At 69.9% G+C, this 25,518-nt stretch carries 24 protein-coding genes; 18 read left to right on the top strand and 6 right to left on the bottom strand.

From position 1 onward, the window contains the following. Positions 1-191 precede the first annotated feature (191 nt). Positions 192-2,279 (bottom strand): NHL domain-containing protein, encoded by a 2,088-nt coding sequence (locus CXP56_RS06560; protein ID WP_286900400.1) that lies wholly within the window; start codon positions 2,277-2,279, stop codon positions 192-194. Between the two features lie 416 nt (positions 2,280-2,695). Here CXP56_RS06560 and CXP56_RS06565 point away from each other — a divergent pair, with 416 nt between their 5' ends. The 5 genes from CXP56_RS06565 to ehuA all read left to right on the top strand — a co-directional run bounded on the left by CXP56_RS06565 (position 2,696) and on the right by ehuA (position 8,464). After that, the gene (locus tag CXP56_RS06565) at positions 2,696-4,714 is read left to right on the top strand and encodes an ethylmalonyl-CoA mutase (RefSeq protein WP_084609230.1); all 2,019 of its coding nucleotides are present in this window, start codon (positions 2,696-2,698) and stop codon (positions 4,712-4,714) included. Positions 4,715-5,408: 694 nt separating this feature from the next. Beyond that, positions 5,409-6,272: an ectoine/hydroxyectoine ABC transporter substrate-binding protein EhuB gene (ehuB, locus tag CXP56_RS06570; RefSeq protein WP_245566660.1), complete on the top strand. Its 864-nt coding sequence runs from the start codon at positions 5,409-5,411 to the stop codon at positions 6,270-6,272. A 14-nt stretch (positions 6,273-6,286) separates the two neighbouring features. Further along, positions 6,287-7,009 carry an amino acid ABC transporter permease gene (locus CXP56_RS06575; RefSeq protein WP_286900404.1) on the top strand — a complete coding sequence of 241 codons (723 nt, stop codon included), beginning with the start codon at positions 6,287-6,289 and terminating at the stop codon, positions 7,007-7,009. Beyond that, a complete protein-coding gene (ehuD, locus tag CXP56_RS06580) occupies positions 7,009-7,686 on the top strand; it encodes an ectoine/hydroxyectoine ABC transporter permease subunit EhuD (RefSeq protein ID WP_028847902.1) in 678 nt (225 codons plus the stop codon). Before CXP56_RS06575 ends, ehuD begins: the two co-directional genes overlap by 1 nt. Positions 7,687-7,699: 13 nt before the next feature. Then, positions 7,700-8,464 carry an ectoine/hydroxyectoine ABC transporter ATP-binding protein EhuA gene (ehuA, locus tag CXP56_RS06585; RefSeq protein ID WP_028847903.1) on the top strand — a complete coding sequence of 255 codons (765 nt, stop codon included), beginning with the start codon at positions 7,700-7,702 and terminating at the stop codon, positions 8,462-8,464. Between the two features lie 28 nt (positions 8,465-8,492). Here ehuA and CXP56_RS06590 read toward each other — a convergent pair whose 3' ends face one another. Beyond that, positions 8,493-9,239, bottom strand: coding sequence for a hotdog family protein (locus CXP56_RS06590; protein ID WP_286900405.1), 747 nt, complete (start codon positions 9,237-9,239; stop codon positions 8,493-8,495). A gap of 10 nt (positions 9,240-9,249) precedes the next feature. Then, a complete protein-coding gene (locus CXP56_RS06595) occupies positions 9,250-9,423 on the bottom strand; it encodes a hypothetical protein (RefSeq protein WP_156899228.1) in 174 nt (57 codons plus the stop codon). Between the two features lie 169 nt (positions 9,424-9,592). On the opposite strand from CXP56_RS06595, the gene CXP56_RS06600 reads away from it, so the two are divergent. From CXP56_RS06600 to CXP56_RS06630, 7 genes are all read left to right on the top strand, one after another. Further along, complete coding sequence (locus CXP56_RS06600) at positions 9,593-10,366, top strand: enoyl-CoA hydratase-related protein (RefSeq protein WP_028847905.1); 774 nt, start codon at positions 9,593-9,595, stop codon at positions 10,364-10,366. Between the two features lie 52 nt (positions 10,367-10,418). Next, entirely contained in the window at positions 10,419-11,453 is a 1,035-nt protein-coding gene (locus tag CXP56_RS06605; protein WP_028847906.1) for a sensor histidine kinase, read from the top strand. Next, the gene (locus CXP56_RS06610; protein WP_028847907.1) at positions 11,450-12,232 is read left to right on the top strand and encodes a LytR/AlgR family response regulator transcription factor; all 783 of its coding nucleotides are present in this window, start codon (positions 11,450-11,452) and stop codon (positions 12,230-12,232) included. Before CXP56_RS06605 ends, CXP56_RS06610 begins: the two co-directional genes overlap by 4 nt. Continuing rightward, positions 12,229-12,600: a hypothetical protein gene (locus CXP56_RS06615; RefSeq protein ID WP_028848237.1), complete on the top strand. Its 372-nt coding sequence runs from the start codon at positions 12,229-12,231 to the stop codon at positions 12,598-12,600. The genes CXP56_RS06610 and CXP56_RS06615 overlap by 4 nt, the downstream gene beginning before the upstream one ends. Further along, on the top strand, positions 12,600-14,303 hold the full coding sequence (locus CXP56_RS06620; protein ID WP_286900407.1) for a sodium/solute symporter: 1,704 nt from the start codon (positions 12,600-12,602) through the stop codon (positions 14,301-14,303). The genes CXP56_RS06615 and CXP56_RS06620 overlap by 1 nt, the downstream gene beginning before the upstream one ends. A 67-nt stretch (positions 14,304-14,370) precedes the next feature. Then, positions 14,371-14,709, top strand: a complete 339-nt coding sequence (locus CXP56_RS06625; protein WP_028847909.1) for a DUF485 domain-containing protein — start codon at positions 14,371-14,373, stop codon at positions 14,707-14,709. Then, positions 14,706-16,355 (top strand): monocarboxylic acid transporter, encoded by a 1,650-nt coding sequence (locus tag CXP56_RS06630; protein WP_211227527.1) that lies wholly within the window; start codon positions 14,706-14,708, stop codon positions 16,353-16,355. Before CXP56_RS06625 ends, CXP56_RS06630 begins: the two co-directional genes overlap by 4 nt. A gap of 161 nt (positions 16,356-16,516) precedes the next feature. Here CXP56_RS06630 and CXP56_RS06635 read toward each other — a convergent pair whose 3' ends face one another. Then, the gene (locus CXP56_RS06635; protein WP_286900410.1) at positions 16,517-17,056 is read right to left on the bottom strand and encodes an NUDIX domain-containing protein; all 540 of its coding nucleotides are present in this window, start codon (positions 17,054-17,056) and stop codon (positions 16,517-16,519) included. Between the two features lie 17 nt (positions 17,057-17,073). Here CXP56_RS06635 and nucS point away from each other — a divergent pair, with 17 nt between their 5' ends. The 3 genes from nucS to CXP56_RS06650 all read left to right on the top strand — a co-directional run bounded on the left by nucS (position 17,074) and on the right by CXP56_RS06650 (position 20,808). Further along, positions 17,074-17,733 (top strand): endonuclease NucS, encoded by a 660-nt coding sequence (nucS, locus tag CXP56_RS06640; RefSeq protein WP_028847912.1) that lies wholly within the window; start codon positions 17,074-17,076, stop codon positions 17,731-17,733. Between the two features lie 136 nt (positions 17,734-17,869). After that, entirely contained in the window at positions 17,870-18,889 is a 1,020-nt protein-coding gene (locus CXP56_RS06645; protein WP_156899229.1) for a hypothetical protein, read from the top strand. Positions 18,890-19,029: 140 nt separating this feature from the next. Beyond that, the gene (locus CXP56_RS06650) at positions 19,030-20,808 is read left to right on the top strand and encodes a 3-hydroxyacyl-CoA dehydrogenase family protein (RefSeq protein WP_286900411.1); all 1,779 of its coding nucleotides are present in this window, start codon (positions 19,030-19,032) and stop codon (positions 20,806-20,808) included. 67 nt (positions 20,809-20,875) lie between these two features. On the opposite strand, the gene CXP56_RS06655 is transcribed toward CXP56_RS06650, so the two are convergent. Then, positions 20,876-21,100, bottom strand: coding sequence for an FmdB family zinc ribbon protein (locus tag CXP56_RS06655; RefSeq protein ID WP_028847915.1), 225 nt, complete (start codon positions 21,098-21,100; stop codon positions 20,876-20,878). Positions 21,101-21,260: 160 nt separating this feature from the next. Here CXP56_RS06655 and CXP56_RS06660 point away from each other — a divergent pair, with 160 nt between their 5' ends. Continuing rightward, entirely contained in the window at positions 21,261-22,412 is a 1,152-nt protein-coding gene (locus CXP56_RS06660) for an alkaline phosphatase family protein (protein ID WP_479267802.1), read from the top strand. Between the two features lie 48 nt (positions 22,413-22,460). Here CXP56_RS06660 and CXP56_RS06665 read toward each other — a convergent pair whose 3' ends face one another. Beyond that, the gene (locus tag CXP56_RS06665) at positions 22,461-22,979 is read right to left on the bottom strand and encodes a GNAT family N-acetyltransferase (protein WP_286900412.1); all 519 of its coding nucleotides are present in this window, start codon (positions 22,977-22,979) and stop codon (positions 22,461-22,463) included. 51 nt (positions 22,980-23,030) lie between these two features. Here CXP56_RS06665 and CXP56_RS06670 point away from each other — a divergent pair, with 51 nt between their 5' ends. After that, positions 23,031-23,774, top strand: coding sequence for an alpha/beta fold hydrolase (locus tag CXP56_RS06670; RefSeq protein ID WP_028847917.1), 744 nt, complete (start codon positions 23,031-23,033; stop codon positions 23,772-23,774). A gap of 157 nt (positions 23,775-23,931) precedes the next feature. Next, positions 23,932-25,518, top strand: a 1,587-nt coding sequence (gene ctaD / locus CXP56_RS06675) for an aa3-type cytochrome oxidase subunit I (RefSeq protein WP_286900413.1), incomplete at its 3' end; no start/stop codon positions are given.

The following is a 25,518-nucleotide window of genomic DNA, read 5'->3' on the forward strand; positions in this document are numbered from 1 at the left end:
TGCCGGGCTCCGTGACCGACCCAGTCGGTCACGGGTCGGCTGCCGTCGTGAGGGCCGACGCTTCGCCGGCCGGAAAGGTTCGCCGTGCCGGGCCGCCGCCATGGGAGACCGTTCGCGGGCTCGGATGGTTGGGATCGTCGCAAGGCACGCCGGGAGCCCAGCACGTGCCGCGGCCGCCGGGTCCGTCTGCGTCAGTCGCCCGAGGTCCGGGTAGCAGCGGCACTGCGGCGCCGGACCAGCAGGAGACCGCAGGCAACAAGCAGGCCAGCCCCGACTGCCCACGCGAGCGGATACCACGATGCGGTGCTGATCTCGCCGGGTCGGGCCATGACTGCGATGCGGCCCAGCTGGCCGAAGTACAGATCGCCGTTGCCGCTCATCTCGAGCATGACCACCGGGCCGAACGTGGCGTTCGTGGATTCGTCGTCGACGTTGACGAAGACCGTGTCGATCGTGCCGTCGGGGTCGACTCGCCGGATGTCTTCCGCAGTGCTCACGTAGAGCGTGCCGTCCTCGGCGACGGTGATGTCTCCGGGATCCGGAAGCGGGGCTTTCGTGGCGGCGTTGCCGTCGCCTCTGTCGCCGCCGTGGTAGGCATAGGAGTCGGCGCCGTTGCCTGCTACGTGGGTCCGCTTCCCATACCGGTCGTAGCGATCCACGCGGTGCCTGTCGGTGTCCGCGACATAGACGACTCCGTCGCGGGCCGGGGCGATGCGATACCTCTGCGCGTTCGCCTGCTTCAGGGCCACGGTGAGCCGCCCGTCTTCCTCGACGCGGAGGACTCCGGCCGCATCGGCGATGTAGAGCGTCCCGTCCGGGGACATTTCGATGGCGTACGGCCGCAAACTCACTGCCCGGGCGAGCTTTCCGGTTGTGACCGGCGCTGCGCCGCGCCCGGCGACGAGGACTGGTGTGGAGTTCTTCGGCAGCTTCCACACCGCGTCGGTGCTTGCGACGTACGGCGTCCCGTCGACGCCCACAGCCACGGCTTGGACGCCGAACGGCGCTTCGGGTGGTGCCAGGTCGACGGTATGCACCCGGCCCGCGCGGTCGATCCGGCGCAGCTTGCTGTCGAGATCGACGAAGTACAGCTCGCCGGTCATCGGGTCGACGTCCGCGCTGGTGACCAGGCCGACGGCGAAGTCTGCCGCTCGCGGGGCAGCTGCGTCGTCCGGGCTCAAGTCGGCGAACGTGGTGATCTTGCCGCCTTCGACGGAACGGATCACCCGATCGCTCGTCCCGACCAGCAGCGATCCGTCGGGGCGCACGTCGACACTGCCCGGTCCGCGCACAGCGACCGAAAGCGTGGCTGCAATGGAGTTGCGCCCGGGAGAACCGATCGCCTGCACCCGGTGGTTTCCCGCATCGGCGACGTACAGGGTGCCGTCCGGTGCCACGGCGACATCGGTCGGGGCGCTGAGCCTTGCCGATCGCGCATCGGTGCCGGTGACGACGGACGCCCGGCCTTGCGGGCCGAGTCGGCGCACTGCATGGAACCCCCGTGCGTCGCGATCGACGAAGTAGAGGGAGCCGTCGTCGGCGACCGCCAACGCCCTGGGCTCGGACGAGATCACGTCAGCCGGCTCGCTGTCGGATGCGCCTTCGCCGGCGACGATGGTCGCCCGTCTGTCCGGCGCCACCTTGATGATCCGATTGCCGCTCGCATCGGCGATGTACAGGCTTCCTCGCCGATCGACCGCCACGTCGAGCGGTGTGATGTCGCTGGCCCGCGAACTGCCAATGCCGTTTTCCGCCACGCTGCCGACGTAGGTGCTGATGATGCCGTCCGGGCCGACGCGCCGGACACGCCTGTCGTCCGCGATGTAGAGCGTGCCGTCGTGTCCGACCGCAACTGCCTTCGGCCCGTCGAGCCGGGCTGCGCGGGCGGGGCCGCCATCGCCGGAAGACCCCGCCTCGCCCGTGCCCGCCACGACCGTCCGCGTGCCGTCGGGCGAGATCTTGCTGACGACGTGTCTCTGCGGCTCAGCGACGTAGTACGAGCCATCCGGTCCCACATCGCCCAGGCCCACCGCGTCAGCGGGTGAGTTCCAACTGGAATCGGTGGACCGGACGGTGCCGTTGCCCGCCACGGTGCGGACAGTGCCCGCGTCCGCATGCGCAACCGGGGACCACGAGCTGCCCTGGTGATCGTCCCCGATCCGGTAGTGGCCGCTGAGGCCGGGCGTTTCCGGATGCGCTGCGGCGGACGTAGCGGTGTTCGCGAGCACGACGGCAGCGACGAGGATGGTAAGCAGAAGACGCCTGGCCTTGGTGGACATGGCAGCTCCCGGATCGGCGCGTGTGGGTGACGGCGAGCGCCGCCCGGCGGTCCCGCAAGAACGTGCGGGCGACGCTCACCCGCATGGACCCTCAGCTGACCGGATTGGTTGGGCCGGGCGATGTCGCCGCGGACCACCGGCGGGACCAGAGACAGCGGACATCGGCGGCGACCAGGGCAACCCCACACGCCGCAGTGACCACGGCCACGGGAAGCCGTCATCACCACCGGGCCGGGGGATCACGCCGATCCGCGCTCGGCCCGGCTGGCTGAAGAACACGTCACCGTTGCCGTTGACTTCCAGCGCCGAGGTTGGGTGCGCGGAACGGATCGTTCCGCGGCCGGAGAGTGACCAGCACAACTGCGGGAAACGGTTACTGCTGAGTACGCTGAGCGGAACATCCGGGAGGTCTGACGATGCCGTTTCCTGCCGACCGTGAACGTGACCGCCCCTGGGTCATGCGGACGTACGCCGGTCATTCCTCGGCTGCCGCGTCCAACGCGCTGTACCGGAAGAACCTGGAGAAGGGCCAGACCGGGCTGTCGGTGGCGTTCGACCTGCCCACCCAGACCGGCTACGACCCGGACCATCCGCTGGCCCGCGGCGAGGTCGGCAAGGTCGGCGTGCCGATCGCGCACATCGGCGACATGCGGCAGCTGTTCGAGGGTATCCCGCTGGCCGAGGCCAACACCTCGATGACGATCAACGCGCCCGCCATGTGGCTGCTGGCGCTGTACGTCACGGTGGCCAGGGAACAGGCCGAGGCGGCAGGCCAGGACCCGGATGCGGTGCTCGCCAAGCTGGCCGGGACGACGCAGAACGACATCATCAAGGAGTACCTGTCCCGCGGCACCTACATCTTCCCGCCGGGTCCGAGCCTGCGGCTGATCACCGACGTGATCACCTGGACGGTGCACAACGTCCCCAAGTGGAACCCGATCAACATCTGCAGCTACCACCTGCAGGAGGCGGGAGCCACCCCGACCCAGGAGGTCGCCTACGCGCTGTGCACCGCCATCGCCGTGCTGGACGCGGTGCGCGACTCCGGGCAGGTGTCCGAGGAGGACATGACCCGGGTGGTCTCGCGCATCTCCTTCTTCGTCAACGCGGGCGTGCGGTTCATCGAGGAGATGTGCAAGATGCGGGCGTTCGTCCAGCTGTGGGACGAGCTGACCCGCGAACGGTACGGCATCACCGACCCCAAGGCGCGCCGCTTCCGCTACGGCGTGCAGGTCAACTCGCTCGGGCTGACCGAGGTGCAGCCGGAGAACAACGTGCAGCGCATCGTGCTGGAGATGCTGGCGGTGACGCTGTCCCGCAACGCCCGCGCCCGGGCGGTGCAGCTGCCCGCCTGGAACGAGGCGCTCGGCCTGCCCCGCCCGTGGGACCAGCAGTGGGCGCTGCGCATGCAGCAGGTGCTGGCCTACGAGACCGACCTGCTGGAGTACGAGGACATCTTCGACGGCTCGCGGGTCGTCCAGGCGCGGGTCGACGAGATCGTCGCCGGGGCGCGCGAGGAGATCCAGCGGGTGCAGGACATGGGCGGCGCCGTGGCCGCGGTGGAGAACGGCTACATGAAGAGCCAGCTGGTCGCCTCGCTCGGCGAGCACCGCCGCCGGATGGAGTCCGGCGAGCAGGTACTGGTCGGCGTCAACAAGTTCACCAGCACCGAGCCGTCCCCGTTGCTGGCCGAGGGTGCGCAGGCCATCGAGACTGTCGATCCGATGGTGGAGAAGCAGGCGATCGCCGCGGTGCAGAAGTGGCGCGAGGAACGCGACGACGCCGCGGTCAAGGCCGCGCTGGAGAGGCTGAAGGCCACCGCGCAGACGTCGGAGAACCTGTTCGAGGCGACACTGGAGTGCGCCAGGGTCGGTGTCACGACGGGGGAGTGGGCAGGAGCGTTGCGCGAGGTCTTCGGCGAGTACCGGGCGCCGACCGGAGTGTCGGCCACCGGGGCCGGCGGTGGCGGCGACCTGGCCGAGCTGGCGGCGGTGCGCGAGCGGGTGCGTGCGACCGGGCAGGAACTCGGTGAGCGGCTGCGCATCCTGGTCGGCAAGCCCGGCTTGGACGGTCACTCCAACGGGGCCGAGCAAGTCGCCGTGCGCGCACGCGACGCCGGGTTCGAGGTCATCTACCAGGGCATCCGGCTGACCCCGCAGCAGATCGTGGCGGCCGCCGTGCAGGAAGGCGTGCACGTGGTGGGGCTGTCGGTGCTGTCCGGCTCGCATCTGGAGGTCGTGCCGGAGGTCATCGACGGGCTGCGCGCCGCAGGAGCCGACGACATCCCGGTGGTGGTGGGCGGCATCATCCCGCCGGACGACGCGGCACTGCTGCGCGAGCGGGGCGTCGCCCGGGTCTTCACGCCGAAGGACTACGAGCTCACCGCCATCATGGACGAAATCGTGACGGTCATTCGCGAATCCCGCGGCCTGTGAAACCGCGGCACGGTGACGATCGGAAAACTCGGCGGAAATCGCACGCCGGTACCGCCATGGTGGTCCCGTGCAATTTCTCCGGCTGCACTGACATCATGTGTGCGGCGCGCGTGAGGACGGAAACGACCGGTCGTGAAGCAAGCCGATCGGGCTGAGTGCGCGGCGACGCGTGGACGCTGCGGACGGCTGGGTACGGCCGGCACGCGTTGTGGATGATCCACCCGCGATGTCGCGCTTGTCTGTTATGTCCGTTCGACTCGGGTATAACGGCAGCTCCGGTGGGTCCGAAGGTCCTACCCGGCGACCCGCGGCGTCGTTGCGGTGTCTTTTCGAGGTTCGTGAACCTGTCCGATCCGCCGGCTGCGGACGGGAAAACCAGCAGCGGAGCTTCCTGTCGCGATCGGGCTTCTTGTCGTGATCAATGCCCCGAAAAGACGAACGCTGCGCAATCGTGACTTTCCGGACCGTCACGCCTCTTTCCCCAGGTCGCGAAAGGTACTAGCCCGGGTGAGTGAATTGGTGGTCGTTCCGGATCGCTCAGGAATGGTTGAGACGGCATCGAGCTACCCCTAGGTTGGGTGAACCAGTGGCGTGGATCACCCGCGCATGGAGCAGGTTGTGACGAGGGAGCGACACGATGACCGGAGGCTGGACGAGACGGGATTTCTTCCGACGTACGGGGGCAGTGGGTGTCGTGGCTCTCGGTGGCCCTGCCGTGCTGTCCGCATGCGGCGTCGGGGGTAACGGCGGCGCGCCGGAAGGGGTCGGTGCTGCCGCGGTGACGTTCGAAGAGGCGAAAAAGACCAAGAACATGAAGGTCGGATTCGCCAACGAGGCGCCGTGGGCATTCATGGACGAAAAGGGCGAGCTGACCGGCTACGCCCCCGCGGTGGCGCGCGAAGTGCTGAAGAAGCTCGGCATCGATCACATCGAAGGCGAGGTCACCGAATTCGACAGCTTGATCGACAACGCGCGGGCGAAGAAATATGCGTTCGTCGCCGCAGGCATGTCCATCAAACCGGAACGGTGCGAGAACTCCGACTTCGCCATCCCGGACTACCAGGTCGGGTCGGCGTTTCTGGTGCCGAAGGGCAACCCGAAGAACATCAGGCGTTTCGAGGACGTCGCCAAGGCGAAGGTGAAGATCGCCACCCTGGGCGGTGCGGTGGAGAACGCTTTCGCCAAGGAAGCCGGCGTACCGGACAATCTGATCGAACCCATGCCGAAGCAGGACGACATCCTGCGCGCGGTGCGTGCTGGTGACGTCTACGGCGGCGCGATGCTGGACGTGACCGCGGGATGGCTGGTCAAGAACAACCCGGACGCCGGGCTCGAGGTGACCGAGTCGTTCCAGGCGGGGGACAAGCCCGAGGTGGGCACGTTCAACTTCCGCAAGGACGACGACGAGTTCCGCGAGGCCTTCAACCGGGAACTGCTCGAGCTGCACAAGTCCGGGCGCTGGCTGGAGCTGGCCAGGCCGTTCGGGCTGACCGAGGCCAACGACACGTATCCGGACCTGGCCACCGAAGAGAAGGTCGACGAGTACTGCGGTAAGTAGATCGGACACTCGCGGTGGACAACTTCTCCGTCTATCTGGAGCGCATCCTCGAGGGTCTGCCTGCGACGCTGTGGGCCACGGGCGGCGGTATCGCGCTCACCATCGTGATCTCGCTGCTCGCCGGCCTCGGCCTGCTGTCGCCGTCGCGGATCGTGCGGGGCCTCGTCCGGGTCTACGTGGAGGGATTCCGCGGCAGCTCCGAAGTCGTCCAGCTGTTCTTCTTCGCCGTGGCGCTGGCCATCTTCTTCGGGCTGCCGTGGAATCAGACGGCCCAGGGCCTGCTGCTGATCGGCATCATCGTGCTCGGTCTGAACCACGGCGCCTACGGCGCGGAGATCGTCCGCGGCGCGGTGCAGTCGGTGCCGAAGGAGCAGCGTGAAGGTGCCGTCGCGCTGAACTTCACGCCGGTGCAGCGAATGTGGCGGATCATCCTGCCGCAGGCGGTGGTGGAGATGCTGCCGCCGTTCAACAACCTGTTCATCCAGCTGCTGAAGGGCACGGCGCTGCTCAGCTTCATCACCGTCCCGGAGATGTTCCAGAAGGCCGACGAGCTGCGCGCGGTGCCCGCGTTCTCCCGAGACCTGTGGCTGATCTATCTGATCCTGCTGGTCTTCTACATGGTGCTGGCCGTGCTCATCACGGTCGTCATGCGCTGGCTGGAGACGCTGGCCGCACGCCGCGTCGGGCGTTCGGTGCCGAGCAGGGAACGTGCGCTGGCCAGAGGGGCGGCGGCCTGATGGACAAGTGGAACTGGGACCGCTTCCTCGATGCCTGGCCGTACGTGCTGGACGGGCTGTGGGTGACCATCCAGTTCACCGTGCTCGGCTCGATCGTCGCGTACGTGCTCGGGCTGATCTTCGCGATCATCCGCCAGCTGCGCATCCCGGTGGTGGACCAGGTGCTGTGGGGATTCATCGAGTTCGTCCGCAGCACCCCACTGCTGGTGCAGGTGTTCTTCCTGTACTGGGTGATCCGGCCGGAGGTGCTGCAGGGGGTCGACTCGGACACCCAGAAGATCCTGGTCGGCACGTTCGCGCTGGGTGTGCACTACGCGTGCTACACGTCGGAGGTCTACCGCGCGGGCATCGAAGCGGTGCCGAAAGGCCAGTGGGAGGCGGCCACCGCGCTGAGCCTGCCGCGCAGCCGGGTGTGGACCGGCGTGGTCCTGCCGCAGGCGATTCCCCGGGTACTTCCCGCGCTGGGCAACTACACCATCGCCATGTTCAAGGAAGTGCCGTTGCTGTCGGCCATCTCGGTCTTCGACATCGTCTACCAGGTCAAGACCGAGTACGCCGCGAGCCAAGGCGGTGCCGGCCCCGAGGCGTGGGCCGCCGCGGGCCTGACGTTCCTGGCCCTGAGTTATCCGTGTGCAATTCTGGTTCGAAGGTTGGAGCGCCGTGTCGGAACCGTCTGAGACCCCCGCCGAGATGATCCGGTTCGAGAACGTCGTCAAACGCTTCGGCTCGAACACGGTTCTGGAAAATCTGAACTTCACCGTCGCCCCCGGCGAGTTCGTCACATTGATCGGGCCGAGCGGCTCCGGCAAGACCACCATCCTGCGCCTGGTGATGACGCTGGAACGGGTCACCGAAGGCACCATCTACGTGGCGGGCGAGCCGCTGTCGCACATGCCCAAGGGCGGCAAGCTGGTGCCCGCCGACGAGAAGTACCTGCGCCAGGCCCGCAAGCGGATCGGCATGGTGTTCCAGCAGTTCAACCTGTTCCCGAACATGAACGTGCTGCGCAACGTCACCGAGGGCCCGGTGCGCAGCCTGGGCAAGTCGCGGGACGAGGCGGACAAGCGGGCCAGGGAGCTGCTCGAGCTGGTCGGCCTGTCGGACAAGGTCGACGCGCGGCCGACCCAGCTGTCCGGCGGCCAGCAGCAGCGGGTGGCCATCGCCCGTGCCCTGGCCATGGAGCCGGAGGTGCTGCTGCTGGACGAGGTGACCTCGGCGCTGGACCCCGAACTGGTCACCGGCGTGCTGCACCTGCTGAAGGACATCGCCACGACCACCGACATCACGTTCCTGTGCGTGACCCACGAGATGCAGTTCGCGCGGGACGTCTCGGACCGGGTGATGATGTTCGACGGCGGCAAGATCGTGGAGGACGGCCCGCCGGAGAAGATCTTCACCGCGCCGGAGAACGACCGCACCCGCGAGTTCCTGCAGGCGGTGCTCGACCGGGCGTGAGCAGGGCACCGGCCGCCGGGCGCGGGCGTCAGGCGGTGGCCACCCGGAACTGCTCGAACTGCTCCTCGGTCAGCCCGACCCAGGTGGCGTCGGCGTGCGCCAGCACCTCGCCGTCGGCGCCCCAGATCACCGAGCCGGAGTGGCGCTTGCGGCCGTCCACCGCGCGCAGCCAGCCCGCCGCCACCAGGCGCTCTCCTGCCTTGGGCAGCCGCAGGATGCGTGCGGTCAGCTGGCCGAGCACGTGCGGCCCGGCTCGGTGCTCGGTGTCGTGGTACCAGCACAGGCCGCTCGGGCAGTCGAGCGCGGCCCAGACGTACCGCGGGTCGAGTGTGCCCGCGGAGCCGACCAGCGATTCCTCCGGTGCCCACGGCCAGGCGACGAGCAGGTCCCGGGAGGTGCGGCCGGGGAACAGCCGCAGCCCGTCCCCCTCGGCGCGGGCAGGCCCGCAGGTGAAGCAGCCGGGGAAGGGATGCTGGGCCCGGTAGGCCTCGACGTCGAACTCCTCGGCGGCGGCGACTGCCTCGTCGTACGAGACCGGCTCGGGCAGATCGCCGGACGGCTCGCCGGGCCGCGCCCGGGCGATCACCGTCTCGCCGTCGCGCAGCTCGGCCCCGTCACCGGTGGACACCAGGTGCAGCGTGCGGTCCAGCGGCGGCGGCCGGAACAGGCGCACTTGCGCCGGGCCGTCGACGGCCGCGGCGGCGACACCGCACGTGTACCCGCCGTTGCCCGAGGCGTCCGGTCCATGGAATCGCTGTTCGATCCGCACCTGCATGGGCCGGATCCTACCGAGCGGCCGGCCGGCTCTCCGTCAGGTAGCGCTCGCCGGTGCGGATTTCCTGCAGGGCGGCGCACAGCGCGCTGAGCACCCGCAGGTCCTCGGCCCGGTGCCGTTCGATCACGTGCGTGAGCAATTCGGCTGCCAGCGCCAGCTCGCGGCGATCGTCGTCGGTGACCATCGCACTTCCCTTCCGCCGCCGTCGGCCGGCGGCTGCGGGTCCGTCGATCTTCCACCCGGGAGGCGAGACGAACCGGTTCGTCTCCCGATGCTAGATCGCGGCGCCGGCATTCCCGGTGCGACGCGCTGAACCTTCGGCGACGTGCCGGCGAGCCACTAACGTAAGGGGCATGGCGGGCTACGAGCACCTCACCGTCGAGCGCTCCGGCGCCACGGTGACCATCACCATGCGACGTCCGGCGAAACGCAACGCGCTGTCCACACCCCACCTGGAGGAGCTGCTGCGGGCGTTCACCGAGACGGCGCAGACCGACGCGACCGGTGTGATCCTGGCCGGCGAGGGCCCGGTCTTCTCCGCCGGGCACGATTTCGCCGAGGTCGCCTCGCTGGACACCGACGGGGTACGGCAGCTGCTCGACCTGTGCACGCGGCTGATGACCACACTGCACACCGTCCCGCAGGTGGTCATCGCGCGCGTCCACGCGCTGGCGACGGCGGCGGGCTGCCAGCTGGTCGCCTCGTGCGATCTTGCCGTGGCGGCCGAATCGGCGGCGTTCGCGCTCCCCGGCGGCAAGGGCGGCTGGTTCTGCCACACCCCCGCGGTGCCGGTGGCCAGGTCGATCGGCCGCAAGCGGCTGATGGAGATGGCGCTGACCGGCGACCCGATCGACGCCCGCACCGCCGAACGATGGGGCCTGGTCAACCGGGTCGTCCCGGACGACGAGCTGGACGACGCGGTGGCCGGCCTGCTGGCGCGGGCCACCAGGGGCAGCCGGGCCAGCAAGGCGCTGGGCAAGCGAACGTTGTACCAGCAGCTCGACCGGCCCGAGGACGAGGCGTACGAGCTGGCCGTGCGGGTGATGGCGGAGTCGTCCGGGCTGCCCGGCGCGAAGGAGGGCATGGCGGCGTTTCTGGCCAAACGGCCCCCGCAGTGGCCAGACTGAGCGCGGTCGCGCCGACGGTTCGGCGTTCCGAGGGCACCGACGAGGAGGTCGCATGCTGTCGCGCGGACGCTCCGACACCGCCGCCACGCTGCGCCGCGCGCACAAGCTGTCGCGGGCGTTGCGGGACGGCCTGCGGGGCGACGGCGTCTTCACCGCCGCCAGGCAGGCCAGGAAGCTGCTGCACGCCCGCGCCGTCGGCCTCGCCGGACTGGACGGGGCGATCGTCTGGTCCGGTGCGCCGCGGCACGAGGAGCAGGCCCAGGCCATGGTCAACGACGTGCTGCACGACGAGACCCACGGCGGACACGCCGAGCTGACCGTGTTGCCGCTGGACGTGGCCGACGAGATCGCCGGTGCCATCGTGGTGGAAGGCGACGTGAGCAATGCCGACGTGCACGAGGTCGCGGTGCTGGTCTCGGAGGCGCTGGAGCGGGCCAGGCTGGAAGCGTCGGCGGAACAGGCGCTGCAGTCCGAGCTGCGCGCGCTGCGCGCGGAGATCTCCCCGCACTTCGTCTACAACGCTTTGACGGTGATCGCGTCACTGGTGCGTAGCGATCCGGACCGGGCCCGCGATCTGATGCTGGACTTCGCCGACTACATCCGCTACAGCCTGGCCAGGCACGGTGAATACACCACGGTGGCGGACGAGTTCCACGCCATCGAGGCGTATTTGACGCTGCAGCGCGCGGTGCTGGGGGAGCGGCTGCGGGTGCAGGTGCGGGTGGCCCCGGACGTGCTGGCCGTTCCGCTGCCGTGCCTGGTGCTGCAGCCGCTGGTGGAGAACGCCATCCGGCACGGGATCGAGCCGAGCGGCGAGACCGGCACGGTGCAGGTGCAGGGCGAGGCGGAAGGCAACGACTGTGTCATCAGCGTGGAGGACGACGGCGTCGGGATGCAGCCGGAACGGGCCGAGCAGATCCTCGCCGGGAAGGGATCACCGGACAGCGTCGGCCTGTCCAACGTGGACCGCCGGCTGCGCACGGTCTACGGACCGTGGTACGGGCTGGTGGTGGAGACCGCGCCGGGGGAGGGCACGCGGGTGATCGTGCGAGTGCCGCTGTTCCAACCGGGTGTGTTGCCGTCATGAAGCCCTACAGCAAGCCACTGAAAGTGCTGGCCGTCGACGACGTGCCCGCCGCGCTGGCGGACATCTCGCAGCTGCTGCAGGAGGCGCCGGAAGTCGGCGAGGTCAAGGGTGCGGGCGACGCCATCACCGCGCTGAAGATGATCCAGAGCGAGCAGTTCGACGCGGTGTTCCTGGACATCTCCATGCCCGGCCTGGACGGCCTGGAGCTGGCCTCGCTTCTGGCCAAGCTCAACGAGCCGCCGGTGATCGTGTTCGTGACCGCCTACGACGGGCACGCGGTGACCGCCTACGGCATCGGCGCGGTCGACTACCTGCTCAAGCCGGTGCGGGCCGAGCGGTTGTCCGCGGCGCTGGCCAAGGTCGTGCGCATGCTGCCGTCCTCGGCCGAGGAGCCGCCGCCGCAGCCCGACGCGCTGGCCGCGATCCCGGTGGAAAGTGGCGGACGCACTCGCTACGTTCGGCGCAGCGACGTCGCGTTCGTGGAGGCGCACGGCGACCACGTCCGCCTGCACACCCCGAGCGGGGTGCACGCGGTGCGGATGCCGATCTCCCGGCTGGAGGAGTACTGGGAAGGCACCGGTTTCGTGCGCACCCACCGCAGCTTCCTGGTGGCGTTGAAGGCGATCAAGGAGCTGCGCAGCGACGCGGTGGGCGGCTTGCTGGCGCACACCGAGCTGGGCGACGTGCCGGTCAGCCGACGGCACGCGCGGGAACTGCGCGAGCGGCTGCTGCACGCGGCACGGGCCGCCGAACTGGATCAACCACGCGGACGGGACTGACCATGGCCAAACGCGTCGCGGTGATGAGCCCGCAGACCAGGCTGGCCCGATCGCGACGCAGGCTGCGCGGGCGCTGGCGGATGCCCCGGCTGGACCCGGACGACGCCGAGCGCGCGCTGCGCAACTACCGGCTGCAGCGGCGCCGCGGTGTCGCCGCGCTGGTGCTGATCTTCGCCATGCTGCTCGGGCTGCCGCTGCTGCTGAGGGTGGCGCCGGGACTGACCGACGTGCGGTTGCTCGGCATCCCGGTGTCCTGGCTGGTGCTGGCGGTGCTGCCGTACCCGCTGATGAGCTGGCTGGCCGGCTGGCAGCTGCGCAGGGCCGAGCGGGTGGAGGACGGCACCGGACACGGGGACGGGGCACGCTGATGGTGCCTGCGCTCGCGGTGGCCGCGGTCATCGGCGTGACGCTGTTCATCGGCTTGCGCGGTGTCGCGGCGATGCGCACGACCTCGGACTTCCTGGTGGCATCGCGCCGGGTGACGCCGCTGCTCAACGCCGGGGCGGTCTCTGGGGAGTACCTGTCCGCCGCGTCGTTCCTCGGCGTGGCCGGGCTGATGCTCAAGGACGGCATGGGCGCGCTGTGGTACCCGGTCGGCTTCACCGCAGGCTACATCCTGATGCTCGTGCTGGTCGCCGCCCCGATGCGCCGCTCGGGGGCGCTGACCGTGCCGGACTTCGCCGAGGCCAGGCTGGCCTCGCCGCCGCTGCGCAAGCTGGCCGCGGTCGTGGTGCTGGTCATCGGGGCGCTGTACCTGGTACCGCAGTTCCGCACCGCCGGGCTGGTCCTGACCGTGGTCAGCGGCACGCCGTACTGGTTCGGCGTGACGGTCGCCGGCGCGGCGGTGGCCGCCACGCTGGCGTTGGGCGGCATGCGCGCGGCGACCTACGTGCAGGCGTTCCAGTTCGTGCTGAAGCTGCTGCTGTTCATCATCCCGGCGGTCTGGCTGCTGGCCAGCGTCGGCGAGGACGTCCGGCACCGGGCGCTCAACCCGGAGGAGTTCACCCACTTCGAGCGGGACACCACGGTGACGTTCCGGGTGGACGCCACGTTGGAACCGGGTGGGTTCGTGCCCGCCGGGACCCGGATGGAGTTCCCCGCGGGGGCGCAGGTGCCGCACGTGGTGGGGTCCACCCCACCCGGTGGTGTGGAGTGGCAGCTGCCGCTGCTGGACTTCGGTCACAGCGGCTACCCGCTGCTGGGCACCCTGGCGGTGCTGGTGGCCACCTCGCTGGGCACGATGGGCCTGCCGCACGTGATCATGCGCTTCCACACCAGCCCGGACGGGCGGGCCGCGCGGCGCACCGCGGCCATCACCGTCGGCCTGCTCGGCGTGTTCTATCTCTTCCCGGGGATCTACGGGGTGCTCGGCAGGGTCCTGGTGCCGCACCTGTACCTGTCCGGCGCCACCGACACGGCGGTCGTCGCGATGCCACTGCAGGTCGACTCCGGGTGGCGGGGGACGCTGTTCACCACGCTGCTCACCGCCGGGGCATTCGCGGCGTTCCTGGCCACCTCGCTGGGGTTGCTGCTCGCCGTGTCCGGCGCCATCGCCCACGACCTGTCCCCTGGGGGGCTCGGACGCCTGCGGGTCACCGTGCTCGCGGCTGCCGCCGTGGTCGTCGTGCTCGCCCTCTTCGCCGCTCACCTGGACGCGGGTCTGCTGGTCACCTGGGGCTTCACCGTGGCGGCCTCGACGTTCTCGCCCCTGCTGGTGCTGGGCATCTGGTGGCCGCGGCTGACCGCACCAGGCGCCATCTGCGGCGTCGCGGCAGGCCTGCTGTCCTCGTCCGGGGCCATCGCCGTGACGCTGTTCGGGCCGCCGCTGCCCGGTGTGCTGGCCATCCTCGTCACCCAGCCCGCGATGTGGACCGTGCCGCTGGCGGCCGTCACCATGGTGCTGGTCTCGCTGCGTGGCCGTCCGCCCGCCTGGGCCATGACCGCCATGCTGCGGCTGCACCTCGACGAAGCGCGCGAACCGATGTTCCAACCCCGCCGGGGGAACCGTTCGGCGTGGTCGTCGCGCCGTTGGTGGACCGTTCGTCGCATGCTGCGACGGTCTGGCCGGTGATCATTCCGCAGCCGCCGTCGGCCTCTTTAACGTGGCGTGCGACACAGTCCCGGTACGGAGGTCGACGATGACTACCACCGAACGCACGCTCGCTCCCGAGGACTGGGAGCGGGTCCATCAGAGTGCGGACTTCGCCCGGTTACGGCGCAAACTCCGATCGTTCGTCTTTCCCATGACCGGCCTGTTCCTGGCCTGGTACCTGCTGTACGTGCTGCTGGCGGACTACGCGCCGGAGTTCATGTCGACCGAGGTCTTAGGCCACGTCAACGTCGGGCTGCTGTTCGGGCTCGGGCAGTTCGTCTCCACGTTCGTCATCACCGGGCTGTACGTGCGGCACGCCAACAAGCACCTGGACCCGGTGGCCGACAAGCTGCGTGACGAGCTCGAGGAGGTGGCCGCCAAATGAGCGCCGAACTGTTCCTGGCCCAGGACACGCTCGAGGGCAACAACCCGGTGCTGAACATGGCCATCTTCGGCCTGTTCGTCGCCGTCACGCTGGTCATCGTGCTGCGGGCCAGCCGCAGCACCAGGACCGCATCGGACTACTACGCCGCGGGCCGTGCGTTCTCCGGTCCGCAAAACGGCATCGCCATCTCCGGCGACTACCTGTCGGCGGCGTCCTTCCTGGGCATCGCGGGCGCCATCGCGGTCTACGGATACGACGGGTTCCTCTACTCGATCGGCTTCCTGGTCGCCTGGCTGGTGGCGCTGCTGCTGGTCGCCGAACTGCTGCGGAACACGGGGAAGTTCACCCTCGGTGACGTGCTGGCGTTCCGCATGCAGCAACGCCCGGTCCGGGCCGCGGCGGCGACGTCGACGCTGGCGGTGAGCTTCTTCTACCTGCTGGCCCAGATGGCCGGTGCGGGCATCCTGGTCGCGCTGCTGCTGGGCATCACCAGCGACGCCGGGCAGGCGCTGGTGATCAGCATCGTCGGTGTCGTGATGATCATCTACGTCCTGGTCGGCGGCATGAAGGGCACCACGTGGGTGCAGATCATCAAGGCGGTATTGCTGATCGCCGGTGCCGCGGTGATGACCTTCTGGGTGCTCGCCCAGCACGGGTTCAACCTGTCCGACGTGCTCGGTGCGTCGGCCGACCGCAACGGTGACGCGGTGCTGCACCCGGGTGCCAAGTACGGCGCCACCGAACTGTCCAAGATCGACTTCATCTCGCTGAGCCTGGCGCTGGTGCTGGGCACCGCGGGCCTGCCGCACGTGCTGATGCGCTTCTACACCGTGCCGACGGCCAGGGACGCGCGCCGGTCGGTGGTGTGGGCGATCGCGCTGATCGGCCTGTTCTACCTGTTCACGCTGGTGCTGGGCTACGGTGCCGGGGCACTGGTGGGCGCGGACGCGATCTCGTCGGCGCCGGGTGGTGAGAACGCTGCCGCCCCGATGCTGGCGCAGGCCCTCGGCGGTCCGGTGCTGCTGGGCATCATCGCCGCCATCGCCTTCGCTACCATCCTCGCGGTGGTGGCCGGCCTGACCATCACCGCGTCGGCGTCGTTCGCGCACGACATCTACGCCAACGTGATCAAGAAGGGCGAGGTCGACTCGAAGGAGTCCGAGGTGCGGGTCGCCAGGATCACCGCCGTGGTGATCGGCGCGCTGGCCATCGTCGGCGGCATCCTGGCCCGTGAGCAGAACGTCGCCTTCCTGGTCGCGCTGGCGTTCGCGGTGGCCGCGTCGGCGAACCTGCCGACCATCGTGTACTCGCTGTTCTGGCGGCGGTTCAACACCAGGGGCGCGCTGTTCAGCATCTACGGCGGCCTGATCGTGACGATCACGCTGATCGTGTTCTCCCCGGCGGTGTCCGGCAAGGTCAAGGTCGACCCGGAGACCGGGGAGGAGGTCTCGGCGTCGATGCTGCCGCTCGGTGTGGACTTCTCCTGGTTCCCCCTGGAGAACCCAGGGCTGGTGTCGATTCCGGTGTCGTTCTTCCTCGGCTGGCTCGGCACGATGCTGTCCAAGGAGCACGACTCGGAGAAGTTCGCCGAGATGGAGGTGCGCGCGCTCACCGGCGCGGGCGCGGAGAAGGCCACTCAGCACTGACTTCCCGCCTGGTTCTGCACCCCGGCGGTGCGGCGGCACGTTCTCGCAGCCTGCGAGGCGGTGCGCCGCACCGCCTTTCCATGCTCGGCCCTGTCGCGTATGGCGGGCGCGCTCGCCGCACCCGGGAGGTGCTGCTCGGCGCGGTACCGGCGCCGCCGCTGTCACCCCTTGGTGCGTTCGTGCAGCAGCAACAACGCGTAGGCGGCGATGCTCTGGGCGTCGGTCACCAAGCCGGTGCGGATCATCTCCTCGAACTCCGCGCGACCGAACCACGCGGCGCGCATGTCCTGTTCTTCCAGCTCGCGCTCGGGCGGCCCGGCGGTCAGCTCGGTGGCCAGGAACGCCCTGCCGCGCTGGCTGGACAGACCGGGGGCGACGTCCAGCAGGCCCAGCTCCACCAGCCTGCCCGCCCGCAGCCCGGTCTCCTCCCGCAGCTCGCGGGCGGCCAGCTCGGCCGGTTCCAGGTCTTCCCGGTCCGGCGCGGTGCCCTGCGGGAACTCCCACCGCCGCAGCCCGAGCGGATACCGGTACTGCTCGACCAGGTGCATCCGGCCGTCGTCGGCCATCGGGATGATCAACGCGTAGTCCGGCTTGTCCACCACGCCGTAGATGCCGCGGGAGCCGTCCGGGCGCTGGACGGCGTCCTCCCGGACCGTCATCCAGCTGTTGGCGTAGACCTCGCGTGAACCCAGTGTCCGCATGCGGTTAGCCTCGCACGGTGCGTCTTGTCATCGCCCGCTGCCAGGTCGACTACCACGGACGGCTGACCGCGCATCTGCCGATGGCCACCCGGCTGGTGCTGATCAAGGCCGACGGCTCGGTGTCCATCCACTCCGACGACCGCGCCTACAAGCCGCTGAACTGGATGAGCCCGCCGTGCTGGCTCACCGAGGACGACGGCACCTGGACCGTGCGCAACAAGAACGGCGAAGAACTGGTCATCACCGTGGACGAGGTGCTGCACGACTCGTCGCACGAGCTGGGCGCGGAGCCCGGGCTGGTGAAGGACGGGGTGGAAGCGCACCTGCAGCAGCTGCTCGCCGAGCACATCACCACGCTGGGCGAGGGCTACACGCTGATCCGCCGCGAGTACCCCACCGCGATCGGCCCGGTGGACATCCTGTGCAAGGACGCCGACGGCACGACGGTGGCCGTGGAGGTCAAGCGCCGTGGCGAGCTGGAGGGTGTGGAGCAGCTGACCCGCTACCTGGAACTGCTCAACCGGGATCCGTTGCTCGCCCCGGTCACCGGGGTGCTGGCCGCCCAGCAGATCAAGCCGCAGGCGCGCACGCTGGCCGAGGACCGCGGCATCCGGTGCGTCACGCTGGACTACGACGCCTTGCGCGGCGCGGAGAGCGACGATCTGCGGCTGTTCTGACGTCGCCTGCCGGACGTGTCGGCGTTCACCCGGGGCCCGCCGACACCCGCCCGGATCGGTGGCCCCGGCGGGCGCCCGCCGCGCGGATTGCCGGGATCCACCTCCGTGCGATGCACCGTGGCGCTACGGTGCATGCGTGCCTCACTTGCGATCGATGTTCACGGCCCGCCGTGCCGCCGCCGTGCTGGTGGCTCTCGCCGCGCCGGTGATCCTCTCCGGGTGCGGCGGAGACGACCTGGCCAAGGTCACCTACCAGCGGACGACGGTGCCACCGCAGCCGGGCAGCGGCGGCGCCGGGCCGGTGCCGCAGGGCCAGGTCGACGTGCCGGAGCTGGCCGTCGACAAGCTCAGGCTGGTCGACGCGTGCCAGCTGCTGACCGGGGAAGCCGTCACCCAGCTCGGCAAGCCGGACAAACCGCTGCCGCTGTATCAGGAAACCTGCATGGTGGACGTGCGCGACCCGGCGGACAAGCAAGTGAAGCTGAACCTCCGACTGGACCAGAGGGTGTTCCAACCGCGGGAGCAGGCCGCAGGCGGGCTGGACGGGCTGCCGCTGTTCGAGCAGCGCGACGGCGACAAGTGCTCCGACACGGTGCTCACCGACGAGTCGGCGAAGATGGGCATCGGCCTGGACGTCACCTACGAGCAGGGCGAGCCGTGCGGGACCGCGCGCCGGGTGTTGGCCAAGATCATCCAGCGGCTGAAGACCGATCCGCCGCGCATCGACGTCCCGCCGAACTCGTTGCGCCAGGTCGACCCGTGCTCGGTGCTGCCGAAGCAGGAGGTCGCCGACCTGCTCGGTGCCGACGCGGCGGCGTCGCAGGACTCGCTGCACGGCTGCAGCGCGCAGGCCACCGACCCGACCAAGGGCTCGGTCGTGGTCGAGTTCCGCTTCTCCGGCCCGCCGGTCGAGGCGGGCAAGTGGAAGCGGATCACCATCTCCGGCTCGGTACGGGGGGTCCAGAAGTACCTCACCCCGAGCATCGAGCGCTGCGAGGTCGAGTGGGAGCACAAGAAGTACAGCGGGCCGCTGGCCAGGGACGGCGAGACCGTCCGGGTCGAGTTCGCCAACTACCTCGGCGACGGCACCGCGCCGGACGCGTGCCGGAAGGCGCGCCAGGTGGCCAAGCAGGTGTTGAGCGAACTGTCGGGGTGACGCGGGCCTCGGCAGTCCGACCCGGCGCAGCTGGAGCGGTTGCGCCGAACTGCCGGGGTGACGCGGGCCTCTGAGTTGTTGCGTCCCCTCTGGCGCGCCGCGACGATACCCAGGAGTAACCGGAGCACGGGAGGCATGCAGTGGCGCGTGAGTTCTCATCGGTGGGCGTGATCGGGCTGGGCACCATGGGCGCGGGCATCGCGGAGGTGTTCGCCCGCAGCGGGCTGGCGGTGATCGGCGTCGAGGTCGACGACGCGGGCATCCAGCGGGCTCGTGAGCACATGGAGCACTCCACCGGTCGCGCGCTGGCCCGCGGCAAGATCGACGAGGCGACCAGGCAGGAGATCCTCGGCCGGATCCGCTACACCACCCAGCTGGACGACCTGGCCGAGGTCGACCTCGTGGTCGAGGCGATCCCGGAGCACCTGGACGCCAAAGCGGACGTGTTCGCCAAGCTGGACAAGATCACCAAACCGGACGTGATCCTGGCGTCCAACACCTCGTCGCTGTCCATCACCGAGATCGGCGTGCACACCCAGCGGCCGGGCAAGGTCGTCGGCATGCACTTCTTCAACCCGGCGCCGGTGCTCAAGCTGGTCGAAGTGGTGCGCACCGTGGTCACCGAGCAGGACGTGATCGACGACGTGGTGGCGCTGGCCAAGCGGATCGGCAAGACCCCGGTGGTGATCGGCGACCGGGCCGGGTTCATCGCCAACGCGCTGCTGTTCGGCTACCTCAACCACGCGGTGCGGATGTTCGAATCGCACTACGCCACCCGTGAGGACCTGGACGCGGCCATGCGCTTCGGCTGCGGCTATCCGATGGGGCCGCTGCAGCTGCTCGACCTGATCGGCCTGGACACCGCCTACGAGATCCTCGACTCGATGTACCGGCAGTCGCGCGACCGGCTGCACGCCCCGGCGCCGCTGCTGAAGCAGATGGTCTCCGCCGGCCTGCTCGGCCGGAAGGTCGGCCGCGGCTTCTACACCTACGACCGGCCGGATTCGCCCAACGTGGTCGACGACCACCTGACCCCGCGCAGCAAGGCGGGCGAGGACGGGCCGACCCGCCAGGTGCGCACGGTCGGCGTGGTCGGCACCGGGACGATGGCGACCGGCATCGCCGAGGTGTTCGCCAAGTCCGGCTACGACGTGGTGCTGCGCGGGCGGTCCCAGGAGAAGGCGGAGGCCGCGCTCGGCAAGGTCCGCAAGTCGCTGGAGCGCGCCGTGGCCAAGGGCAAGCTGACCGAGGACGAGGCCGCCGCGGCGGCCGGGCGGATCAGGCCGGTGGCCGAGCTGGCCGAGCTGGCCGATGCCGACCTGGTGGTCGAGGCGGTCGCCGAGGACCTCGAGGTCAAGCGCGGCCTGTTCGCCGAGCTGGACGCGGTGGTCAAGCAGGGCGCCATCCTGGCCACGACAACCTCGTCGCTGCCGGTGGTGGAGTGCGCGGCCGCCACCAAGCGCCCGGCGGACGTGGTGGGCATGCACTTCTTCAACCCGGCGCCGGTGATGAAGCTGGTCGAGGTGGTGCACACCATCAACACCGCCCCGGACGTGGTGGCCACCGTGAACGCGGTGTGCCGCCAGACCGGCAAGGTGGCGGTGAACTGCGCCGACCGGGCCGGCTTCATCGTCAACGCGCTGCTGTTCCCGTACCTGAACGACGCGGTGAAGATGCTGCAGGCGCACTACGCCGAGGCGGCGGACATCGACACTGCGATGAAGGTCGGCTGCAGCCTGCCGATGGGCCCGTTCGAGCTGCTGGACGTGGTCGGCCTGGACGTCGCGCTGGCTATTCAGCGAACGCTGTACAACGAGTTCCGCGAGCCGGGCTTCGCGCCTGCGCCGCTGCTGGAACACCTGGTCACGGCCGGCCGCCTGGGCCGCAAGACCGGAAAGGGTTTCTGGGAGTACAACTGACGCGTGCGGCGCCGACGGCCTGCCGGGCACGCCCCGGTGGGCCGCCGGCGTTCCGGTGCCTTTTCGGTCAGCTGCAGCAGCACCCTCCGCCACAGCACCCTCCACCGGACGGCGGGGGCGGCGCCGGCGACGAGGGACGGGACGCGGTACCGGTCAGCGCCACGGTGGTGAGCAGCTTGACCGTGTCGGTGTGGCCCGCCGGGCACTTCGCGGGCGCGCCGGACTCACTCATCGGCCGGTTGAGTTCGAACGTCTCGGTGCACACCCGGCAGCGGTAGGCGTAGGTCGGCATGGGCTCATTATCCCGCCGCCTGTGCCGTGACCGGCGCATCTCGGTACGGTCCGGCCCGCCACGCCGGGCGGCGGCCCGGCGTGCGAAACGGGGCGGCCGCCTCGGCGAACTTCGGCGCACGGGGTGCCACGACCGGTCGCCGATGTGGCACGCTCGCAGCGTGCTGCCACGACCCGATCACAGCCTTCCCCATCTGGCCGACGTGGTGCCGTCGGTGCTGGCCGCCATGCGGGTGCCCGGGTTCGACGCGATCGTCGACCTGCCCGGCGATCGGAGCGGCGCCTGCGTGCTGCTGATCGACGGGCTCGGCACCGAGCTGCTGGACGCCCATGCCGAGGACGCCCCGGTGCTGACCGAACTGCGCGAAAGGGACCGGAGGGACGTCCACGTCGGCTTCCCGTCCACCACGGCCGCCGGGCTGGCCGCGATCGGCACCGGATGCCGGTCCGGCGAGCACGGCATGGTCGGCTACACGTTCCGCCTGCCCGAGGCCGGGGTGATCAACGCCCTGCGCTGGCGCGCGCACCCGGCCAGCCGGGACGAGGGGGACCTGCGGCTGGCGTTCCCGCCGGAGCAGGTGCAACCCAAGCCGACCGCCTTCCAGCGGGCCGTGACCGCGGGGACGACGGTCACGGTCGTCTCCGGCGCCGAGTTCAGTGGCTCCGGGCTGACCAGGGCGGTGCTGCGGGGCGGGCAGTACGTCGGCGTGCACGCGCTGGGCGATCTGGCCGCGGAAGTCCGGCAAGCCGTCGGCGGCGGCGGGTTGTGCTACGGCTACCACGGCCAGCTCGACATGCTCGGGCATCTGCACGGACCGGGCTCGTTGGCGTGGCGGATGCAGTTGCGTCAGGTCGACCGGCTGGTGGAGTCGCTGGTGGAAGCCCTCCCGCCGGGTGGCCTGCTCGCCGTCGTGGCGGACCACGGGATGGTCGCGGTGGATCCGGAAGAGGTCGTGGACGCCGACGCATGCGCGGAACTGACCGAAGGTGTCCGGGAGATCGGCGGGGAGGCCAGGGCCCGCCACGTCTACGTCGAGGACGGGGCCGCCGCGGACGTGCTGGCCGCGTGGCGGGAAACGCTCGGCGACCGGGCCTGGGTGGTCAGCAAGGACGAGGCGATCGCGGCCGGCTGGTTCGGCGAGCGGGTGGAAGACCGCGTGGTGCAACGGATCGGCGACGTCGTTGCGGCCGCCCGCGGCCGGGCCGGGGTGGTGCGCCGGTCGTACGAGCCACTGGAATCCCGGCTGATCGGGCAGCACGGGTCGCTGTCCACCGCCGAGCAGCTGGTGCCGTTGGTGCTGGCCTACCGCTGAGCTCGCCACGCTCGTCGGCCCCGCTGCCGGGGTGGCGACGGGACGAATTCAGCCGTGGGCGTGTCGCCGCAACAGCACCTCGGTGAACCCGTGCTGGGTGCGCTCCCGCCACACCGTGAACCCGAGTTTCTCGGCGACCCGCAACGACGGCGCGTACTCCGGCGTGGTCACGATGGACACCGGGCGGCCGGGCATCTCGCGCTCCGCCCACTCCACCGCCTGCCGGGCGATCTCGGTGGCGTATCCCTTGCCCCAGTGCCTCCGGTGCAGCCGGTACGCCAGGTTCAGCACCGGCTCGCCGTCCTCGACGTGCCTGCGGATGCCGCCCAGGCCGACGACGTCCCCGGACGCCGGGTCCACCGCGATCCAGTACGACAGCCCGTACTCGTCCCAGTCGGCCAGCCATCCGGTGAAGCGCTCGCGCGCCTGCTCCGGCGTCAGCGCCATCGGGTCCCAGCGGTTGGCCTCCGCGTCCCGGTACAGCGCGACGACCTGCTCCCGGTCGGCAGGCCACAACCGGCGCAGCAGCAGCCGCTCGGTGCGGACCTCCGGCAGGACGGGACTCACCCGCACGACAGTAGGCGCGGTTCGGACACAATGGGGCCCATGACGGCCGGTGTGAGGGATTTGCCACTCGTTTTGTTGCACGCGTTCCCGGTCGACGCGCGGATGTGGGACGGCGTGCGTGCGCCGCTTGCCGCCCACACCCGGGTGATCACCCCCGACCAGCGCGGGCTCGGCCGCTCCCCGATGCCGCTGACCGACCGTGCGCCGTCGCTGGAGGACGCCGCCCGCGACGTCGTCGTTCTGCTGGACAAGCTGGGCATCGAGCGGGCTGTCGTCGGAGGCTGCTCGATGGGCGGCTACGTCACCATGGCCCTGCTGCGCATCGCGCCGGAGCGCGTCGGTGGCCTGGTGCTGATCGACACCAAGGCCGCGGCCGACACCGCGGAAGCGCGTGCCGGCCGGCTGGCGATGGCGGACCGGGTGGAGGCCGAAGGGGTGGGGTTCCTGCCCGAGGCGATGTTGGCCAATCTGCTCGGCAGCACCACCCGCGAGCGGCGGCCGGAAGTGGTGCAGCGCGTGCGGGACATGATCCTCGACCAGCCGCCGGCCGGTGTGGCGTGGGCGCAGCGGGCGATGGCGGACCGCCCCGATTCGTTCGACACGCTGCGGTCGGCCGACGTCCCCGCCCTGGTCCTGGTGGGCGAGGAGGACGAGCTGACCCGCGCCGACCAGGCCCGCGCGATGGCCGAGGCGCTGCCGAACGCCCTCTTGGAGGTCATCCGCGCCGCCGGTCACCTCGCTCCGGTGGAGGCGCCGGAGGCGGTGGCGGAGGTCATCGCGAGCCTGTGGCGCTGACCTGCGGATACCGCCGCGTGACGAGCCCAACTGTGATGTGGAGCGAGGTTGTGCGGGATCACAGAAGGCGCCCGGATAGGATCACGGCAGCTTCGTTCCCCGGGTAGGTGGGTTACCCGGAGTCCGAAGGTCCCCGAGTGACTGCAGGAGGCAGGCAGTGACGGCCGTAGCGCCCCAGCCGATCGCGACGCGTCCCCAACCGGCGACCCCCCGGCTCAAGGGTTCGTTCATGCTCAGCATGTTCAAGACCACGGACCCGAAGCAGCTGGGCATCATGTACCTGGTGGCCTCGTTCGCCTTCTTCATGATCGGCGGTGCGATGGCCATGCTGATCCGCAGCGAGCTGGCGGTCCCCGGGCAGCAGTTCCTGTCGTCTGAGCAGTACAACCAGCTGTTCACCATGCACGGCACGGTCATGCTGCTGCTGTACGCGACGCCGAGCGTGTTCGGCTTCGCCAACCTGGTGCTGCCGCTGCAGATCGGCGCCCCGGACGTCGCGTTCCCGCGGCTGAACGCGTTCTCCTTCTGGCTGTTCCTGTTCGGCAGCCTGGTCGCGCTGTCCGGCTTCCTCACCCCTGGCGGGGCCGCGGACTTCGGCTGGTTCGCCTACGCGCCGCTGTCCAACGCCATCCACTCGCCGGGTGTGGGCGCCGACCTGTGGATCGTCGGGCTGGCCATCGGTGGTCTCGGCACCATCCTCGGCGCGGTCAACATGATCACCACCGTGGTGTGCATGCGCGCGCCGGGCATGACCATGTGGCGGATGCCGATCTTCACCTGGAACATCCTGATCACCAGCATCCTGGTGCTGATCGCGTTCCCGATCCTGACCGCGGCGTTCTTCGGGCTGCTGGCCGACCGCCACCTGGACGCGCACGTGTTCGACCCGGCCTACGGCGGGGTGATCCTCTACCAGCACCTGTTCTGGTTCTTCGGCCACCCGGAGGTCTACATCATCGCGCTGCCGTTCTTCGGCATCGTCAGCGAGATCTTCCCGGTGTTCAGCCGCAAGCCGATCTTCGGCTACAAGGGCCTGGTGCTGGCCACCATCGCCATCGCGGCGCTGTCCACCGCGGTCTGGGCGCACCACATGTACGCCACCGGTGCGGTGCTGCTGCCGTTCTTCAGCTTCATGACGTTCCTGATCGCCGTGCCGACCGGCGTGAAGTTCTTCAACTGGATCGGCACGATGTGGAAGGGCAGGCTGACGTTCGAGTCGCCGATGCTGTTCTCCATCGGCTTCATGGCGACGTTCCTGCTCGGCGGCCTGACCGGCATCCTGCTCGCCGCCCCGGCGCTGAACTTCCACGTGTCGGACACCTACTTCGTGGTGGCGCACTTCCACTACGTGCTCTACGGCACGATCGTGTTCGCCACGTTCGCCGGCATCTACTTCTGGTTCCCCAAGTTCACCGGCCGGATGCTGGACGAGTCGCTGGCCAAGTGGCACTTCTGGCTGACCTTCATCGGGTTCCACACCACGTTCCTGGTGCAGCACTGGCTGGGCAACGAGGGCATGCCGCGCCGGTACGTCGACTACCTGGAGTCCGACGGCTTCACGACGCTGAACACCATCTCCACCATCGGTGCCTACATCCTGGGTGCCTCGACGCTGCCGTTCCTGTGGAACGTGTTCAAGTCCTACCGGTTCGGTGAGCGGGTGACGGTGGACGACCCGTGGGGCTACGGCAACTCGCTGGAGTGGGCCACCAGCTGCCCGCCGCCGCGGCACAACTTCACCGAG

It is taken from the genome of Thermocrispum sp. (assembly GCF_002919275.1).
GTDB lineage: Bacteria > Actinomycetota > Actinomycetes > Mycobacteriales > Pseudonocardiaceae > Thermocrispum > Thermocrispum agreste.